Here is a 19085-nt window from a genome sequence, read left to right as displayed (position 1 = left end):
AAAGTAATAGAAAACCGGAATATGTAATATTTTTTTTGAGCTAGTCATTCATTTCAATCATCTATTCCGTTTTTCGATTTACTTAAACAACCTCCCTTTTAGTCAAATTAAAAAATGAATAAAAGGGAGGTATTATCCTATCTAAACTTAAACTAAAAAAAAAAATGAAAAATGTTATAGCTGTTTTTGATATTGGAAAAACCAACAAAAAAATATTTTTATTTGACAAGGATTTTATAGTTGTTTATACAAACTCAATTCGTTTTGAAGAATGTGTAGACGATGATGGTTATCCTTGCGATAATGTTGAAGCTATTGAAACCTGGATAAAAAAAGAAATTGAAACTATCCAAGGTAAAAATGAGTTTACCATAAAGGCCATTAACTTTTCAACCCATGGTGCCACTTTGGTATATCTAGATGAAGACGGAAAAAGAATCACGCCGCTTTACAACTATTTAAAACCTTTAGATATTAATTTCAGTCCGTTTTATGAAACTAATAACGGTGTTGAAGAATTCTCCAGAAAAACAGGTTCACCTGCATATGGTATGCTGAATTCTGGACTTCAGATATATTGGTTAAAACAATGCAAGCCTCAGTTTTGGTCTAAAGTAAAAACCATTTTACATTATCCACAATATTTAAGTTATTTATTCTCAAACAAGCTAACTGCCGATTTCACTTCAGTTGGTGCACACACTGCCATTTGGGATTTCGACACAATGAAATACCACAACTGGTTAGAGAACGAAAACATATCATTACCCGAACCTAAACCTGGAAAAAACGCCGCTTTATCTATAGTTAACGGACAAGAAATTGCAGTTGGCAAAGGCTTACACGACAGTTCTTCATCTATCATTCCTTTATTAGAAGACAATAAAAATTCCAAGAAGGAATTTGTATTATTATCTACAGGTACATGGATTATTTGTATGAATCCTTTTAGCAAAGAAACCCTAACAACCAACCAATTAAATAATGATTGTTTGTGCTTTATGACACCTGATAAAAAACAAATAAAATCTTCAATGCAATTTTTAGGGCATGTCCATGAGATTAATGCCATTGCAATAAGTGAACATTTTGGTGTTGATGAAGAACATTATTTAAACATGGAGCTTAACAAACAATTATGTTTAAACACTTTTAATAAAAACAATAATGTGTTTTTCCCAAAGGGCATCCCTAAAGACTTCAAAGGAAACTTAAATAATATAGACAAATACCATAATTACGAAGTGGCTTATTATCAATTAATTTTTGAGATTTCAAATCGTGTTTACAAAGGAATTCAACATGTTTTAGACCATAATAACAACCTTAAAGAGGTCTATATTTCAGGCGGGTTTAATAGGAATGAAATATTTGTAGAGTTTCTATCTTTAATGATGCCTAATCAAAAAATTAAATTTCCGAAAGGAAAAAACGCCAGTGCGCTAGGTGCTGCCATGTTAATGAAGGACTATTTATAATAAACAATTTGACACACATCTAAAAACACAGAACTATGAGCACACACATGACATTAGGAGAATTTATTATTGAAAACCAATCTGCTTTCCAATATTCGTCTGGCGAACTATCAAAATTGTTAAACGGCATTAGGCTTGCTGCTAAAATGGTAAACCACGAAGTGAACAAAGCAGGATTAGTTGATATTATTGGCGGTGCAGGCGAGGTAAACGTTCAAGGTGAAAATCAACAAAAACTAGATGTGTTTGCCAATGATAAATTTATCCACTCAATAACCAAACGGGATATTGCTTGCGGAATTGTTTCAGAAGAAAATGATGAATTCATATCAATATGTGGTAGTGACAAAACTAATAAAGGTAAATATGTAGTTCTGATGGATCCTTTAGACGGATCTTCGAATATTGATGTAAACGTATCGGTAGGTACTATTTTCTCAATTTTCAGAAGAGTTAGCGCAATTGGAACACCAGTTCAACTTGAAGATTTTTTACAACCAGGAAGTTTACAAGTTGCTGCAGGATATATTGTTTATGGTACATCAACCATGTTAGTATATACAACAGGTAATGGTGTAAATGGTTTTACGCTAAACCCTGCAATAGGATCTTTCTATTTATCACATGCCAATATTCAAATTCCGAAAAAAGGAAATATTTATTCTGTAAATGAAGGAAACTATTCCCATTTCCCACAAGGTGTGAAAGATTATATTAAATATTGTCAAAAAGATGAAGAAGACCGCCCTTATTCTGCACGATATATTGGTTCTATGGTTTCAGATTTCCATAGAAACATGCTCAAGGGCGGTATATATATGTACCCTAATTGCTCTAAGAATAAAGATGGTAAACTAAGATTACTTTACGAAGCAAATCCTATTGCTCTTTTGGCAGAACAAGCTGGTGGAAAAGCAACAAATGGTGCTCAACGTATATTGGACATGAAACCTTCAGAAATACATCAAAGAGTGCCGTTTTTTTGTGGTAGTACAGATATGGTTGATAAATTAGAATCATTTTTAACAAATACCAATACAACAAAACTCCATTAGAATAAAATCTCATGCCTTTTTATAATCTATAAACTCATTTTAATTTTAGGAACACGTTGAAATTTCATTAAAAACTTATAAAAAACGGTTTTGTCGTATCTGATAAAGTTTAATAATATCTTTATTAAAGTATAGATGTTCTATTTTTTGGGGCGAGGAAGGTCTTTTTGAAACAGATTAAACCGCAACTTTTACAAGGGAATAGTGGGCGATAACATCAATATTATGCTTGCGGCTGCAGGATTTAATTTTAAAAGGATGATGAACAAATGGAAATCATCTTTTTGGAAAATTTTTCAACTCCTCGAAATTAATTTAGGAGATTGTTTTCTTTGCAAATTCAAATGAAATGGGATTTTTAAGGTTCGACTAATTACAGGTTAGTATTTCTTTAAGTAAATATTCTCAAAAAACATAAACTTACGTTAAAACAGAACTAATCCGTTGACTCCGTACTTACAATAACCCATTTTTTTAAACTTACGTCAGTATTAGAAATAAGCTCTAATGTTAATGTACGTGACATATATATCCCGGCACTGGCACTTGTAATACCGGCAGCAAGGCAGAGATTATTGTTACCATCTGGTCTAAACTCGCCGCTTTCATCATCATAAATAAACTTCTGCTCAGATGAGCTAGGGTCACTATCAACTAGGCTTAAAGTCATCGCCTCCATGGGACCTCCAGTCATTTCAATACAAAAATCAACATATTCTGCTGAACAAATTTGATTAGTTTCTTAATTATAATAAAATTGAACATCACCACCATCTGGTTTACAAGAATGGGCATGAAGGTTTTCAGCGAAGCCATTGCCTTGCGTGTCAATACACCATCCTAATTCATCTTGTTCATCAAGGTTATCTGCAAGGTGAATAAGCGGTGCCGGAGTTTGAATAATAGGAGCATTCAACTCAATCACTACTTCAGGTTCACTTTCTTCATCCTTTTTACAACTCATAATAACAATAAAAAGCATAAGTATGCTTATACTTTTTATTGTTATTGAAAATGTTCTTACCATTTTACTCTGTTTTTTATTTTTTTTTCATCAAATTGATTTCTTTAGATTTATACTTACGATTAAATTTTTTTTAGTTAAGATTTTTTTTTGAAAAGTAAAATAGAAGAACGCTTCAAAATATTAGACCCAAAAATATTAAACTACTCAATAGGTCTAAAGAAAAGTGTATAAAGCGAACCTGTTCCACCAATTCCAACCCCACCACCAAAATTTACTGCAAAAGAACCGTCTCCTTTTATATCTCCCACATAAGAAATAGAACGTGCAAAACGGTCATCTGGACCAAGTACTAAATCAAAATCTCCTTCAGTTGCACTGATTTTATCAAATGTTCTTACGGTTTTATCTGCATTTAGATATAAGATATACCCATTACCCTCATTCTGCTGATTGGCTCCCGTAACTAAATCTGTTATCCCATCACCATCAATATCCCCAGCTGCGCACATAGCATGCCCAAACTGCGCACCAAAAGTACCATTGGGGTTCTCTTCTAAATCAAGTGTTTCCGTAAAACCATTTAATCCTTCTGTTATTTTAATTTTAGAAACTACATTTAGTGTTGTTGCATCCAATGAAAGTATCTAGATTGCACCTTTACCACCGTCAGACAAAAATGCCCCTACAGCCATCTCTATAGTCCCATCATTATCTAAATCTCCAAGCATAGCAACTTCCCTTCCTCCAAATTCATCGCCATCTTGCAATCCTTCACCAAAATTGCCTTGTGTTGAACTAATGGTTACCCTAATTTCATTAAGAACTTCAGAACTATCATTTAAAAACAATATATCAATAGCGCCCCTATTTGAACCACCATCATCCGATACTGGGTCGCATGCTACTAAATCAATTCGATTATCGTTATTAATATCCCCAATAGCCGTTAAACCTTGAGCATTAGCGTCCTGAATAAAGGCTACATAATTTTAAACATTATGTACAAAAATGACAAAGTAATTAGACGTTACAGCGAACCTTTTAAATTAAAAATCTTAGCCGAACTTACAACCGGAAAGCATACCAAGAGCGAACTTTGCAAGCTCTACTCTATTGCTCCTACAACGGTGAATGAATGGATTAAAAAGTACAATCGTAAAGACTTAATGAACACCAGGGTAAAAGTGGAAACAAAAGACGAGATATCAAGAATTAAAGGGTTGCAAAAAGAAATTGAGCAACTTGAAAAACTACTGATTAAAAAGGATCTTGATGCTATGGTATTGGATTCATACCTTGAAGTAGCAGCCGAAGATCTTGGCTACAATTCGGTTGCCGATCTAAAAAAAAAGCTAAATATAAAGCCTTAAGCATAGCTAAAGAAAAATCTAAGGGATTTGCTTGCTTATCTACTATTTCTAGTTGTTTTGGATTAAAACGTGATGCTTATTATAAATATAAGCATAGAGCTGATAAACGTTTAAAACTAGAGCAACAAATAATAACTATTGTTAGAAAAAGACGTAAATCCCTTCCTAGAGAAGGTGTCCGCAAACTCGAAAAATCATTGAAAAACGATTTTATCAAAGCGAACTTAAAAGTTGGTAGAGATACTTTATTTAATACCCTTAGAAAACACCAAATGTTAACACTTAGAAAGAAAACCAGTGCTAGAACAACCAATTCGCATCACCGTTTTATAAGTATAATAATATTATTAAAGATTTAAAGGTGACGAGAGCTAATCAAGTTTGGGTGAGTGATATAACTTACATTAGAACCGTAAAAGGTTTTTGCTACCTAGCTTTAATTACGGATATGTATTCTCGTAAAATCGTGGGTTATGACCTGAGTGATAGCTTAGAATTAAAAGGATGTGTAAGAGCGCTTAATAAGGCTATTTATCAAGCCAAAAATATCAATGGCCTTATTCATCACTCCGATAGAGGAATACAATATTGTAGTAATGTATACACTCAAATACTTAAAAAAAAGCATATAAATATTAGTATGACTGAAGAAAATCACTGTTACGAAAATGCTATAGCAGAACGTGTAAACGGCATCTTAAAAGATGAGTTTTATCTCGACCAAACCTTTGATAACGTCACTCATGCAAAGAGAGCTGCAAAAAATGCAATTAATTTATACAACGAAATAAGATTACACTTATCTTTAGATTATAAAACACCTAATATGGTATATCAATTATCAGCTTAAAATCAATTTTAACCTGTAGCCATATTTCAGGACAAGACAGGCTGGGTTGTTATTCGATTTTCAGAAAAACAGATTTTCAAACAGCCAAGAGCTTGTTTAAATGAAATTGCTGTAGTAATATCCCAATTAGACTCTAATTACACAATTTCAAAGCTTAATTTAAAAAGTAAAATGATTTCCTTAGAATTTTGTTGGCGTGAACCTCAAGCTAAACAGTGGGAAAGGGAAAACTATAGAGAATCATATCTAAATCATCAATTTTCTAAATTAGATGAACCTACGAAGTCTGTACCATTAAAATTAACCAAAAAAGAAAGAGAGGAAGAACGTAAAATATTAGATAATAAAAATTTTAAATTAGAAGAACAAAAACGAAAAGATAGAAAAATAAAAAAAAGAGCTTTAGACGAGCAAAGGAACTTGTCAGAAATTTCTAGAATAAAAATTGAGAAAAAGAAAAGAATAGAGTTTGAAGAGCGTAAAATTCAAAAAATAAAAAATATTAGGATTACGGATAAATCAAGAATAAAAGAAATTATTATAAATGCTTACGGCAAAAACAAAAGATTTGAAATTGAATATGAAAATGTAAATGATGAATTTAGTAGAAGGACTATTTCTGATATTCAAATAACTGATGAGTTTATTTCTTATGGTTATTCAATTGGTGAGCATTTTACGGCAACATGCTCTAAAAGAGGAGAAGAAACGCCGTTTAAAACTGAAAGAATTAAGTCTATTAAATTATTATGATATTTTAAGTTTTGGGCATTTCGATAGCGTCAACTTTTAACTTAACTTGATATATCTTTCATCTAAAACACTTATATAATCATCCTGCATTTCCTTAGATAAAAAAGAACCTCTAATTATTTCTTTGGCTTTAGTACGTAATCTAAAAAATCGTTTAAGAACACTATTCATTTGCTTAGTAGTCAAACCTAGTCCTATTCCAAAATCAATAAAATTTTGAAATGATATTTTTTTCTTTTTCCCTGCAATTGTTAAGGCTAATTCTTCAGTATCTTCAGGATTAACAATAGTGATATTCAACAAATCGTAAGCAGGAGATAAAGTCCACCCATAAGAGGTTTTAATCATCGAAAAGTTTTTTAAATGCATATCATTATTTGCTGTGAGATAACTAAAAATAGTAAGCTCAAAAAACCGTAACTTATCTAATAATGTATTATCCGCATAAGCATCAATAGCCTTACCTATACGCTCCATAGAACCTCTATATTTATCGAACGCTTCCGTTACCTGAAACATATCAATCATATGTATTTTAGAGCCATCTTCTGCCCTATCAATTCGCTTAGTAATATAAGATAACTCACCAGAAGCTAATTTAATAAGTGAATGAGGTACAACATCAATATTAAATAATTCTGCCATCTTCATTGTTAAATGTTCATTTGCAGGTATTTCTGCATAGTCTTTGGATGGTGGTTTAAAAATATAATTCCCACCTAAAGCACCAACTACCGTCAACCTGCTATCTGTTTTATCATCATTCAACAATGACATTGATAATTTTGGTTGGACACCAGGAACTGATACACTCCTTTCCACTACTTGCTTTGCTAAGGCATGCATTTCATCTAATGAGTATTCAATTATTGGTGGTGTCTTAGTTCCGAAAAAAGACAAACTACATGCTTCATGAAAATCACTACCAGAATCAACATTTTTATAACAATACAAACACTTACTCATAATTTTCGTTTACAGATTCAACGCTTACTGCTCCAATACAATTTTGACAACACGCTAATAATAAACCCATCCTGTCATTTCTATTAATTTTCCAACTTTTTGATGCAATATCTAACAACCAACCTTCTGGTATTAAGCCTTCAAAAAAAGCAAACAAACGCTTCTCTTTATATTCTTGTTTTCTAACAGGCATCGTAAAGGTTATAAACTGTTCTGGATATTTATCTATATAATAAGCATCATAGCTAAATGTAAAATCGCCATCATTTGTCTCAGTCAAGAGTCCACAAAAGATCTTATCGTAATATATTCTAGCTTGCCTCATTACCTTCTAATTCTTTTAAACTTACAGGAACGAGTTTATGACCAAACATTTTTAAAACTTGATTTACTTTTTCTAAGTTTAAATTTGTTTTGTTTTGCTCTATTTTTCGGATTACCGTAAGCGCAACTCCTGCTCTGTCCGCAAACTCCTCTTGTGTTAAATTGACCTCTTTTCTACGGGCCTTTACAAAATCTGACAATTCTTTCATTATATGTAATTGAATATAATTATATCCAAATATACTAAATTATATGTTAATACATATAAAACAAAGATAAAATATATTTCTATATGTAAAAACATATAAATTTAAATCAGATTAATTATAATATTAGGCAATACAAGATAGAATAAGCCACAAACGAGATAAATATATACGGAAGGTTTAATATAGATAATTCCCTAGATGTAAAAAAAAAGACTTTAAGAAGCGTATAAGATGTTATTTAAAAAATTCCATTTTTTTAAACTGAATTAAAACTTAATAAATAGTAAAATGACATCGAAAAAAAAAGAACAAAATAATTCGCCCCCTATTCCGTCCCCTTAAAAACAAAAAATCCTTGAAAATCAAATGATTAACAAGGATTTAAGTGAGCCCTGCAGGATTCGAACCTGCGACCGCCTCCTTAGAAGGGAGGTGCTCTATCCAGCTGAGCTAAGAGCCCGTAGTTTTTATGTTTCTACGAAAACATTGTATTAATAGAGATTTTCTACTTTCTACAATTTATATTAATTGGTTATATATTTAATAGATAACCTTATTTTGAATATTCTATTTAAGAACTTAAAAGTAATGGGTTTTACTTTATCGGCTGCAAATATATAACTTATTAGAGTTCTAACCAATAAAATTCACTTTTTATTTTAAATAAATTCACGGTTTTACATTTAAATAAATGCCCTTCATTTTATTATTTACAGAAATTAAATAGTAACACACTGAAATACAGAACGCTTTATCTTTTTATATAAATTTGAAGTTTTTTAACACCAGAAAAAAAATATTATAATTTTATTCTTTTCAGCGCTCATTTTTAAATTCAGCTGATGGTTTTATAATATTTTCACAGTTATTTGTAATCATTTCGCTCTTTACATTATGTAACGGAATTGAGAAAAAGAATGAACTTCCTTCTCCTAAAGTTGAATCTAGCCACATATCGCCTCTTAAAAGATTAACCAATTTTTTTGCTATAGTTAGCCCTACTCCTGCTCCTTCATAAGGTCTATTTAAAGCACTATTAACTTGAGTGAAACTTTTAAAAATTAAGTCTTGATATTTTTTATCAATACCAATACCGGTATCTGAAACAAAAAAAACAATATATTTTTGTTCTAGCTTTTCACAAATTCTAAAACCGTAATTAATAGTACCCTTTTCGCAAAACTTAATGGCGTTTCTCAGTAGATTAACCAAAATATTGGTAAGCTTTAATTTATCGGTATAAATCGTTAAATTGTTATATATTTCTGGTATTACTAAATTAAACTCTATGTGATCCTTTTTTAGGCGTTCTAAATGAATTTTCATACTCTTATGAATTTCATTCATAAAAACACTCAAATCAATATCCTTAATATTTACTTTGGTTTTTCCAGATTCGATAAGAGAAACATTAAAAAGATCGTCAATTAATTTAAGTAAATGTTCGCCGCTATTGTGTATTATTTGTGTGTACTCAATAACTTCATCCATAGATGTATCTTGATCCACCAAACCAGATAACCCTATAATAGAATTAAGAGGCGTTCGCAACTCGTGAGACATGGTAGATAAAAACTCAGATTTTAATCGATCACTTTCTTCTGCATTGTCTTTGGCAATGGTTAAATCTAAAGTTCGTTCCTTAACAAGATTTTCTAAATGATTTCTATAGGTTTCTAATTCTTTGTTTTGAAGTATAATTTCTTGCTGCTTTTCTAGAAGCAAAATGTTATTGTTTTTTAGCTCTTGCGTGCGTAACTGCACTTTGTTTTCTAGAGAAGTACTTAACTCTAAAAGTGCTTCATTTTGAGTCTTTAGTTGGTTTTCTTGATCGTAACTTTTAAGCGCTTGCTTAACGGTTAAAACAAGATCATTGGTATGCCAAGGTTTAGAGATATATCGATATAAACCCGCGTAATTTATGGAGTTAATAACGCCTTCAATAGTTGCTTGCCCTGTTAATAATATATTTAAGGTCTCGGGAGATCTACTATGAAGATTCATTAAAAACTCATCACCTTTCATAACAGGCATCGCATAATCTGCAATAACCACTTGTATTTTATAATCTAAGCCTATTAAGTTATCGATGGCGTCTAAGGCTTCAATACCAGACTCTGCTGTTTCAATAATATACTTATTACCGAACGCATTTTTTAGTTCGGTTTTTAAGCTATTTAAAACGATTTTTTCATCATCTACACAAAATATTACATCCTTTTTCATTCGCTGTAATTTAAGTTAATTGCAGACCGGAATCAATACACGAAAATAACTCGGACCGAACCCAGGGCTTTTTAATGCATTTATATAAATCTGCTTCATCTTCAGTTTTCTTAATCGACTTATAATCGGCATGCCCTGTTAACATTATTTTTAATGCATTAGGATACATGTGATGTACTTTAATTAAAAACTCATCACCTTTTATAACAGGCATTAACCAGTCGCTAATTATTATTAAATTGGTACTTAAATCTAGTTCTAAATCTTCAATAATATCTAAAGCTTCTGTTGCACTTTCTGCAGTTTCATATAGAAATAAGTTACCATAATTCTCTTTTAGCTGCGCTTTAATACTATCTAGTATAATTTTTTCATCATCGACACATAATATTACATTTTTCTCCATAGTATTATTGTTGTGGTTTTATAGAATCCTCATTGCCGCTACCCGTTATAGGTAGATAAACACTAAAGGTTGTTTTTCCTGGTTCGCTTTGTACTTCAATTTTTCCGTGATGCTTTTCTACTATTCGTTTTGAGATGTCCAAACCTATACCTGTACCTTCCCCTGTTGGTTTAGTACTGAAGAAAGGATCGAATATTTTATCAATTTCACCTTTAGGAATACCACGACCGCTATCACTAATTGAAACTACAACCCAATTATTTTCTGTGTATGTTTTAATAGTCAATTTACCATTAAGATCCATGGCATATATGGCATTGTGTAAAATATTAGTCCATACCTGATTTAACTCATCATAATAGCAAAGAATTTCTGGTATTTTTTTGTATACTTTTGCAACCTCAATACCTTGTTTAATTTGATTATTGTATAAAATTAAAACACTTTCAATGCCTTCTGTAACATCTGCTACAACTTGCTCTTCGTAGTTACTAACTCGAGATGAATTCTTGAGCGCAAAAACTACTTTTGAAGCCCTATCGGCCGCAAATTCAATATTTTCTGTACTTCTTTGTAATCCTGTAATTTTATAAGCTGTTTCTATAATTTTTTCAGAATCTTCGTTTTGCAATAAATCGAGATAGTTTTCTACATTTTCTACTACCATCATATCTACAAAAGTATCTGCAAATGAATAGGCATTTTTAATATCGTGCTCTTCAAATATTTTAGATATCTTCTTTTTAAACGATCGTTCTTCTTTTGAAGTAAGCATATGCCTATTTTTAAAAGAATCTTCAACTAAGTTTAAGAAATTTTCTTTTAACTCTTTTGGCAATTTATTTATAAATATAGGATATTCATTTAACACAAAACATAACGTTTTATTGATATTACCAATAGACGAACGAATGGCTCCAAGTGGTGTGTTTATCTCGTGTGCAACACCTGCAATTAACTGACCAAGTGCTGCCAGTTTTTCTGAATTAATAAGTTTTTCTTGAGTTTGCTTTAAATCGCCCAAAGTTCGTGTTAACTCATTTGTTCGTTGTTTTAAGGCTTCTTCTCTAACATATATTTGAGATAGCATTTCGTTGTATTCATCAACTAGGTCTCCAATTTCATCGTTTCCCTGTTTATGTACACGTAATCTATAATTCCCTTCTCGAGAAATTTCTTTAGTTGCTTTTGTTAAATTTAATATGGGCCCTGTAAGCACCTTTTGTAACCAAGTTGCAAGTATGTAATTAACAAAAAGTAGGCAAGCCAACAAAATAGACATTTTAATTAAATAGTCGTTAATTTTCATGGTTAGCTCTTTTGTTGAAACTCTTAAATAAATTGTTCCTGCAAATTCTTCATCGCTAAATATAGGTTTAGACACACTTAAATAGTTGTCTTCAAACTTATTCCAAGACCCTTTTACGAATGTATTAGAAACCGGTATTTTATTACCGTTTTTATAATATTCAGCAAAAACTTCGTCTTTATCATTATAAACGATACCAACCTCTAACGAAGGGATATTTTGTAATTTACCTAATGTTTCTGTTGCGCTTTCTGACACATCAAAAACTAGAGGTACAGCACAATAATCTCCAACCAGTGTAGCGTTAATTATAGTGTTATTCTTCATATCTTCCTTAAAATCATCTACATTACTATAAACAACGTAAGAAAAACCTATCGATAGAGAAGACAACGAAACTAACTGAATAATCAGCATCATTTTAACTTTAATTGATAGGTTTTTAAAGATCATAATTTGTATAAATTAATTTATCTGGAAGATTCTTTTTTATTTTTTTATATGAATGTTATTGTAAGTTCATAATCATCTTCACCAAACGTAGATTCAATAGTACCTACCATTTTTGATGATGATATAGATATGATATCAATAGTTGAAAACCCCATTTCCCCAACAACAGGATAGTTGTAAACAATTGGTTCTCCAAAAGACAATAATGTGTTATCGGAGTTTAAAGACCATGTGCTTTCAAATATACTCACTCCTGTAGCATCTCGCTGAACGAATGTTCCATCAGATTTGAATTCAAAAGAATAGTTTCTAGTTTCTTCTGGTTCGAGAATCATGATATCATCTATCTCTACACCTCCGTAATTTATAGTAGGTGAAAGCATCTTACTTTCTATTTTCCATGTTTTAGAACTCACCATATCGCTAGGTGTGTTAGCATCGTTAGAGTCACTAGAACTGCAAGAAGTTAAAAAAATAAATAAAGTGATAATAGCGGATAAATAATAATTGTTTTTCATAAAGATTTGAGAGTTTAATTTTAATATTTCCATTGTATGCCTATTAAGAAAAGAGAACCAATATTGTCTGCAAAACCATACTCGCGATGTTTTCCTAATATATTTTTTGCTGTAAAATTAACAGACATATTTTTATTTAATTGATAGATTGTTTTAGCATTTAGAATCATATTAGTTTTAATATTCATCTGTACTTTGGCATCATCAATATTATCTACATTAGATATTTGATAATAATTATAGTTAGCAAACTCATGATCGGCATATATATAGGCATCTGTATTAAAGCTCCATTTATTATTAGGCTTATAGTTAAAAGCAAAGCCTCCAAAAAAAGATGGTGTTGCTTCTTCGCTCCATTGTGTAGGGTTTGTTCTATTACTTAAAGTTGTTGTTAATATATCTCCTTCCGCATTAGGTTCAAATACAATATCTGTTAATTCAATCTCTATATCTTTTCTACCTGAAATATGCGTTTTTTGATACGTACCGAACACCTTAGCTTGAAAATTATTACTAAAATCATAATTTAATGTAAATCCTGCCCCAAACTGGTTGGCATTTAAATCGTAATTTTCGAATATAACAGAACCATCAGCATGTATAGTTAAAATTTCACCAGGCTCTCCTGCTTCATCTAGTTCTTGTGTAGTTACATAATCATAATATGCATTTGGATTTACAAAATTGTCTACTTTAGAATAAAATGCCTCAAAATCTAAAGTTAAATTTGTACTCAATTTCGTTCTCCAACCCATTTCAAAACTTGTAATAGTTGGATATTTTAGATCTTCTTGGCCACTAACAGTAAAATCCACAGGTACATTTAGATTAGTAGCGTTACTCGCATATTTCACCGTTAAATTACTGTTTAGATACGTATCAAAAAAGAACGGTGATTTACTAGCTCTAGAATAAGCAGCTCTAACTAAATTATTTTTATTTACTCGATACGTGGATGCCATTTCAAAATTGGTGAAATAATTTTTATTAAACCCAAATTTATCAACACGAATAGCTCCAATAATCCTAAGTTTAGATATTGGTTTCCATTCTGTTAACACAAAAGCAGAATAAGAAAACGTTTCTCTAGGCTCATCTTTAAATTCGTAATTAAGCTCATTAAAACTAAATCCGTCATCGTAAGTAAATGGGCTATTATAAGATAAAAACTTATAATTAACTCCTGGTCTAATACTTACGTTTTTAAATTCTTTAAAATACTCTAGATTCCCTTCTATATTAGTAAACTTATAAGAATTAAACTTGTAATTATTTTCATCTTTCCCTGTATTAATATTAAACTGCCCGCTTATATTATTGTGATTTATTTTAGCGTTGAAGTAATAACTTTCGGACTCTGTTTGAGACAATGGCGTAGCTAAGTTTACAAAACCTGTTCTTTGACTTTGAGACTTTTGTGCACCAACAGCAATATCAATATTAGAATTTTCTTTAAAATTATGGGTTAAAAATATATTTCCTCCTACTCTTCTTAAACTGAGATCTTCATTATAATGTGCACCGAGTTCTTCTTGATACTCTAAAAACGACCAAGGCTCATTGCCATTTACATCTTTTACTGGTGAGACAAACATGGTTAAACTATCTACAGATGTATACCCTTTCCTTATGAAATCAAAATAATTCGTATCAAAACGGTGCCGTTCTGTAAAATTACCAGAGAAGGAAAGCTTTGTTTTATCATCCCAATTGTAACCAATATTTACGCTAGCATTTTTAGCCTCGTTGGTTCCAATTTGGCTATTAACAGTAATGTTTTTACCTTTTTTATTAGCATGAGAAGTGATGATGTTAATTACACCAGTAACAGCATTAGGCCCGTATAAAGCAGACGCAGGTCCTCTAACAACTTCAATTCTTTCAACATCAATTAAATCGACAGGTAAAGTTTCCCAGAAAGTTCCTCCACTAAAATAACTATATACTATTCGGTTATCAATCATAACCAATATAGTAGTATTGTAAGACAATGTTAAATAAACATTTTTTGTAATATCATCATACCCCCTAATATGAATGTCGTAATTACCTGGTGTAATTTCTCTAACAATTAAACCTTGAGACAAGCGCAATGCTTCCGGAATACTTGTAACTCCAGAATTACTAATTTCCTCTTTACTAATAATAGTTGTAGACAGTGGTGTCTCAAATAAATCTTCTGGGTGTTTAGAAGCAGTTACCACAACATCAATATCCAACAACTCTTCAAGAGTCATATCATTATAAACTTTACCTTTTTGCGCGAAAGTTTTGAAGCATAACAAAGATGTTATGATCATAATGAATAAAAGTATTTTTTCCTTAAAATTCATAACTTTGTTATTTAAAAATTTTTCCAATTCTCAATATATCCGAAGAGAACGATTGTCCCTCCATATCTAGAGATGTTAAATTCACTAATATCTTGGGTTTATTGTTTTCAATTCCAAATCCGAGGGAGATTTCACCTTCTTCTACAAATCGAGTTGTAGCAGTTACTGATAAAACCTTATTGATTCTGCACATTTTAGAAAAGCCATTAATGCCTTCCATAAAATAAACAACATTGAATTCTGAAATATTTCTCTCTAAATCTTTTGGAGTAATTGCTTTAACAACCATTGAGCTTCCTAGTCCTTTAATAAATTCGTCCTTATCTAGAACAGTATTATTATTGTAAACAACTAAGATTTTAATTTTATTATCTTGAGGAATTTGAGGATTATACTTTAAAACCTTAGTTAATAGTGCCGCTTGAATATTTTCGGGCACAGCAATTTTTTGTCCAAAACAAGTATTGCTCCAACAGGTAAAAATGACAATAAGAATTATCCCCTTAGCTAGGCAGCTTATATTTTCGGAGAACTTTAAGTTAATCATTCGTAGGTTTCATTTTACTTTAAAATATATTTATTCAAAATATATTTTTTTCACTTAATACAGTATGATTTTTATCATGTAGCATATATCTGGGACTTTGAAAAATAGCAATCAACAGTATAAGCATGTTAGCTTAATAGAGAAAAATCGTTTTTTTAGATGGTTATTTTTACCATCCTTATAATTATCACAGACTTTATTAAATAATTGTAAAATCAGCTATGCTTCTTGGAAAAAATGATTTGAAGCACGAGAGTTAGCTTTTTTTAATAATTAAGCCAGTAATATATTTTTACTGTGTACGCTCTTCTAAAGATAGAATAGCAAACGGTTTGGTTATAACACTTATATTTAATTTCATTTGGGACAATTTTATTAAGCAATCAAGTAAATCAGCAACAAATTTATAGCCTGACGTAAGAATCGCAACGTTAATTATTTGCTAAAATAAACATTTAATCCGATATAAGTGTTTTTAAACGGTGTTTTAGACTTATTTATTTTAAAAACAAATAATAACGAAGCAAATTACTACAAAAAATTAATGCGATATTCTCAATATTTATAAAACACTAAAATAAACACTGTACTAAATATCGCTACTCCCTTATCAAAAACAGCAAAAAACCTTTAGAAAAAAAATGTACTAGCTAATTATTCAAATTAATTTTTAAATATTTTAACCAAATACTTTTTAGTTGCTTAAATCTTTTTCTAAAAGATTAATTTAAAACAATAGTGTATTTCTGATTATTAATTAGAAAATAAAAAGGATACTTGAAAAAATATACAGATAAAGTAAAAGATCCCTTTAATGAACGGTATCAGGATAAACTGTTATAATGGATAGGTATCAAAAAAAAACACCGTTAATCAAAAGATTAACGGTGTTTTAGTTGTCCCTATTTCTAGGTTAGTCGGGGTGGCAGGATTCGAACCTGCGACCTCCTCGTCCCAAACGAGGCGCGATAACCGGGCTACGCTACACCCCGAATTGGTTATCTATATTTTTTTCAAAATATTTTGCGGAGAGACAGGGATTCGAACCCTGGGTCAGTGTTTCCACCAACGACGATTTAGCAAACCGCTCCTTTCGGCCACTCAGGCACCTCTCCAGTAATGTTGTATGAACATCGCACTAATATTGTAATGCGGGTGCAAATTTAGGATTTCATCTTAAATCTAACAAACATTTTTTCATTTTTTTTTTAAAAATTATTCAGGGTATTCAATTCTTAAATGGTAAATGTTTGCTAGCTTGTGTTTTAGCACTTTTTTAATCGACTCAATTTCTTTAAAAGTGATGTTCGCATTTAAAAATTGCCCCTCTTCTATCTGCTTATTTATTATATTTTCGACAAAAGCGTCAATTTTGGTAGATGTTGGCTCCTTTAAACTCTTAGATGCAGCTTCAATACTATCACACATCATCAGGATAGCAGTTTCTTTACTAAAAGGCTTCGGGCCAGGATAACTAAAATCTAATCGATCTACATCATCATGGTTCTTTTTTTCTTGCATATAGAAGTAATACACCACGCTAGTACCGTGATGCGTTCTAATAAAATCGATAACACGATCTGGTAAATTATTTTTCTTCGCAATTTCTATTCCGTCAATAACATGATCGGTAATTATTCTTGCACTTTCTTTAGACGACAACTCATCGTGCGGATTAATTCCGGTAGATTGATTTTCCGTAAAGTAAGTTGGGCTCTTCATTTTACCAATATCATGATACAAAGCTCCTACCCTAACTAGCATTGCATTTGCTCCAATTTCATTTGCTGATGACTCAGCCAAATTAGCAACGTTTAACGAATGATGAAACGTTCCGGGTGCCTTATTAGACAATTCTTTTAAAAGCTTAGAATTAGTATCCGAAAGCTCTAACAACGATACATCGGAAACCAACCCGAAAACTTTCTCGTAAACATAAATTAAAGGTTGCACAAACAATGTTGCTAAACCACAAAGTACAAAGTAGCCAAAAGTTTTCCAGTCTAAAGTTTCAACCGTTCCTTCATGAATTACAAAAAACGCAAAATAAGCTATAAAATAAATAAGCGTAATTTGCCCAACAGAAATAAATAAATTAGCCCGTTTATAAAGCTCTTTTACCGTTAGTATAGTAACTATACCTGCAATAATTTGCAAAAACATATACTCGTAACTATTTGGTACCACAAAACCTAAAAGCAACACTGTAATAACATGAGAAAACAACCCTAAACGTGCATCGAAAAACGCTTTAAAAACTAAAGGCAGAATACATATTGGCACCACATAAATAAACTTCGAGTTGTAGTTTACTACCATCGTGGTTAGAAAGATTAGCAAAAATATATTGAAGAATATAAAGGTAACTTTCGTATTATTTTCAAATACACTTAATCTGTATTTCATTAAAAATAATAGAAGCATAAGTAACGCTAAGGCCACCAATAACGTGTATGCGAATAAAATCCAAATATAGCTGGATTTGCTCCAGACCTGCGATTCGTATTCCGATTGTAAAGACTTTAATATTTGATATTTATCACCCTGAACAACTTCTCCCTTAGAAACTATTAAAGTTTGTTTTTCAATGCTTCCTCTCGCATAAACTATTTTATCTAACTCTTCTTGTAAAGCTTTGTCTGTAAAAGATTTATCGAAAGTTAAATTTGGCTCTACTAAGTCGTAAAACAATGAAACAAATTCTGTTTTATTAGAAGATAATTTATGCTTTTTTAAAACTTTTTCTATTACAGAAGTTACTTTATCCAATTTAATTAAATCGAAATAGATGCCCTCTTGCTTCTTTACACGTTCGTCTAAAATTACAATTCTTTTTTCTTCGGAAAAACTATAGCTTTCATTTAAAACACCAAAAGCATAAAGCTGAGAAATAATATCGATACCCGTTTTGTATAATTCACTAGAAGATGTTAACGAAATAGTATCGGAAAAATTAGTAGTAAATTCCTTTTTAAATGCTGTTTTTACTTTGTTTTCAATACTACTATCAATGGTAAAATACAACGTTCCATTATTAATAATATCTTCTTTTTCCTTATTAATTTCGCTTTCAGATTTTTTAATAGCAAAATCGAAAGGCGCATACAAGTTCTCTGACTGCCATGGCTTTCCCTTTTCAAAATTATATTTAAATTTCCCACTCTTTGGAAACAAATAAACAATTAAAAACGTAGTGCAAATAAATAAGAGAACCTTATATATTAAAGAATGGTTTCGGTATAATTTATTTAAAAAGTCTTTCACAGGTACATTTTCTAACTAAATATAGATAAAAATTTAGTTAATGATTTCATTTTC

The 19085-nt window shown here is 30.9% G+C and carries 18 protein-coding genes and 3 tRNA genes; 5 read left to right on the top strand and 16 right to left on the bottom strand.

The window, feature by feature from the left end:
- Positions 1 to 164 precede the first annotated feature (164 nt).
- Both GQR98_RS14095 and fbp read left to right on the top strand, forming a co-directional pair.
- Positions 165 to 1478: an FGGY family carbohydrate kinase gene (locus GQR98_RS14095; protein ID WP_159020054.1), complete on the top strand. Its 1314-nt coding sequence runs from the start codon at positions 165 to 167 to the stop codon at positions 1476 to 1478.
- Between the two features lie 35 nt (positions 1479 to 1513).
- Positions 1514 to 2533, top strand: coding sequence for a class 1 fructose-bisphosphatase (gene fbp / locus GQR98_RS14090; protein WP_159020053.1), 1020 nt, complete (start codon positions 1514 to 1516; stop codon positions 2531 to 2533).
- A gap of 742 nt (positions 2534 to 3275) precedes the next feature.
- Here fbp and GQR98_RS14085 read toward each other — a convergent pair.
- The 3 genes from GQR98_RS14085 to GQR98_RS19005 form a co-directional block, all read right to left on the bottom strand.
- The gene (locus GQR98_RS14085) at positions 3276 to 3560 is read right to left on the bottom strand and encodes a hypothetical protein (protein ID WP_159020052.1); all 285 of its coding nucleotides are present in this window, start codon (positions 3558 to 3560) and stop codon (positions 3276 to 3278) included.
- A gap of 140 nt (positions 3561 to 3700) precedes the next feature.
- Positions 3701 to 4135 (bottom strand): integrin alpha, encoded by a 435-nt coding sequence (locus GQR98_RS19010; RefSeq protein WP_199270208.1) that lies wholly within the window; start codon positions 4133 to 4135, stop codon positions 3701 to 3703.
- Positions 4136 to 4144: 9 nt separating this feature from the next.
- A complete protein-coding gene (locus GQR98_RS19005; RefSeq protein ID WP_199270207.1) occupies positions 4145 to 4348 on the bottom strand; it encodes a hypothetical protein in 204 nt (67 codons plus the stop codon).
- A 150-nt stretch (positions 4349 to 4498) separates the two neighbouring features.
- Between GQR98_RS19005 and GQR98_RS14075 the strand changes: the two genes are divergently transcribed.
- The 3 genes from GQR98_RS14075 (at position 4499) to GQR98_RS14065 (ending at position 6473) form a co-directional block, all read left to right on the top strand.
- Positions 4499 to 4870 carry a transposase gene (locus GQR98_RS14075; protein ID WP_159020051.1) on the top strand — a complete coding sequence of 124 codons (372 nt, stop codon included), beginning with the start codon at positions 4499 to 4501 and terminating at the stop codon, positions 4868 to 4870.
- Between the two features lie 343 nt (positions 4871 to 5213).
- Positions 5214 to 5720 carry an IS3 family transposase gene (locus GQR98_RS14070; protein WP_317164234.1) on the top strand — a complete coding sequence of 169 codons (507 nt, stop codon included), beginning with the start codon at positions 5214 to 5216 and terminating at the stop codon, positions 5718 to 5720.
- Positions 5721 to 5891: 171 nt separating this feature from the next.
- The gene (locus GQR98_RS14065) at positions 5892 to 6473 is read left to right on the top strand and encodes a hypothetical protein (protein ID WP_159020049.1); all 582 of its coding nucleotides are present in this window, start codon (positions 5892 to 5894) and stop codon (positions 6471 to 6473) included.
- Positions 6474 to 6509: 36 nt separating this feature from the next.
- On the opposite strand, the gene GQR98_RS14060 is transcribed toward GQR98_RS14065, so the two are convergent.
- The 13 genes from GQR98_RS14060 to GQR98_RS14000 form a co-directional block, all read right to left on the bottom strand.
- Positions 6510 to 7439, bottom strand: coding sequence for a HipA domain-containing protein (locus GQR98_RS14060; RefSeq protein ID WP_159020048.1), 930 nt, complete (start codon positions 7437 to 7439; stop codon positions 6510 to 6512).
- Positions 7432 to 7764 (bottom strand): HipA N-terminal domain-containing protein, encoded by a 333-nt coding sequence (locus GQR98_RS14055; RefSeq protein ID WP_159020047.1) that lies wholly within the window; start codon positions 7762 to 7764, stop codon positions 7432 to 7434. The genes GQR98_RS14060 and GQR98_RS14055 overlap by 8 nt, the downstream gene beginning before the upstream one ends.
- Positions 7751 to 7972, bottom strand: coding sequence for a type II toxin-antitoxin system Y4mF family antitoxin (locus GQR98_RS14050; protein ID WP_159020046.1), 222 nt, complete (start codon positions 7970 to 7972; stop codon positions 7751 to 7753). Before GQR98_RS14050 ends, GQR98_RS14055 begins: the two co-directional genes overlap by 14 nt.
- Before the next feature lie 386 nt (positions 7973 to 8358).
- Positions 8359 to 8432: transfer RNA gene (locus GQR98_RS14045), tRNA-Arg, on the bottom strand.
- A gap of 356 nt (positions 8433 to 8788) precedes the next feature.
- Positions 8789 to 10198, bottom strand: coding sequence for a hybrid sensor histidine kinase/response regulator (locus GQR98_RS14040; protein ID WP_159020045.1), 1410 nt, complete (start codon positions 10196 to 10198; stop codon positions 8789 to 8791).
- Between the two features lie 10 nt (positions 10199 to 10208).
- Entirely contained in the window at positions 10209 to 10604 is a 396-nt protein-coding gene (locus tag GQR98_RS14035) for a response regulator (RefSeq protein ID WP_159020044.1), read from the bottom strand.
- Between the two features lie 4 nt (positions 10605 to 10608).
- Positions 10609 to 12333, bottom strand: a complete 1725-nt coding sequence (locus GQR98_RS14030; protein WP_159020043.1) for an ATP-binding protein — start codon at positions 12331 to 12333, stop codon at positions 10609 to 10611.
- Between the two features lie 77 nt (positions 12334 to 12410).
- Positions 12411 to 12884: a hypothetical protein gene (locus GQR98_RS14025; RefSeq protein WP_159020042.1), complete on the bottom strand. Its 474-nt coding sequence runs from the start codon at positions 12882 to 12884 to the stop codon at positions 12411 to 12413.
- A 20-nt stretch (positions 12885 to 12904) separates the two neighbouring features.
- Positions 12905 to 15220 (bottom strand): TonB-dependent receptor plug domain-containing protein, encoded by a 2316-nt coding sequence (locus GQR98_RS14020; RefSeq protein WP_159020041.1) that lies wholly within the window; start codon positions 15218 to 15220, stop codon positions 12905 to 12907.
- Positions 15221 to 15227: 7 nt separating this feature from the next.
- Entirely contained in the window at positions 15228 to 15767 is a 540-nt protein-coding gene (locus GQR98_RS14015; RefSeq protein WP_159020040.1) for a YfiR/HmsC family protein, read from the bottom strand.
- Positions 15768 to 16684: 917 nt separating this feature from the next.
- Positions 16685 to 16759, bottom strand: a tRNA-Pro gene (locus GQR98_RS14010).
- 34 nt (positions 16760 to 16793) lie between these two features.
- Positions 16794 to 16882: transfer RNA gene (locus GQR98_RS14005), tRNA-Ser, on the bottom strand.
- A 100-nt stretch (positions 16883 to 16982) separates the two neighbouring features.
- The gene (locus GQR98_RS14000) at positions 16983 to 19031 is read right to left on the bottom strand and encodes an HD family phosphohydrolase (RefSeq protein ID WP_159020039.1); all 2049 of its coding nucleotides are present in this window, start codon (positions 19029 to 19031) and stop codon (positions 16983 to 16985) included.
- Positions 19032 to 19085: the final 54 nt, after the last annotated feature.

Origin of the sequence: Algibacter sp. L3A6 (assembly GCF_009796825.1) — a bacterium.
Lineage (GTDB): Bacteria > Bacteroidota > Bacteroidia > Flavobacteriales > Flavobacteriaceae > Algibacter.
Note: the sequence above shows the minus strand (reverse complement) of the source record. Positions and strands in the feature narration are given on the sequence as shown.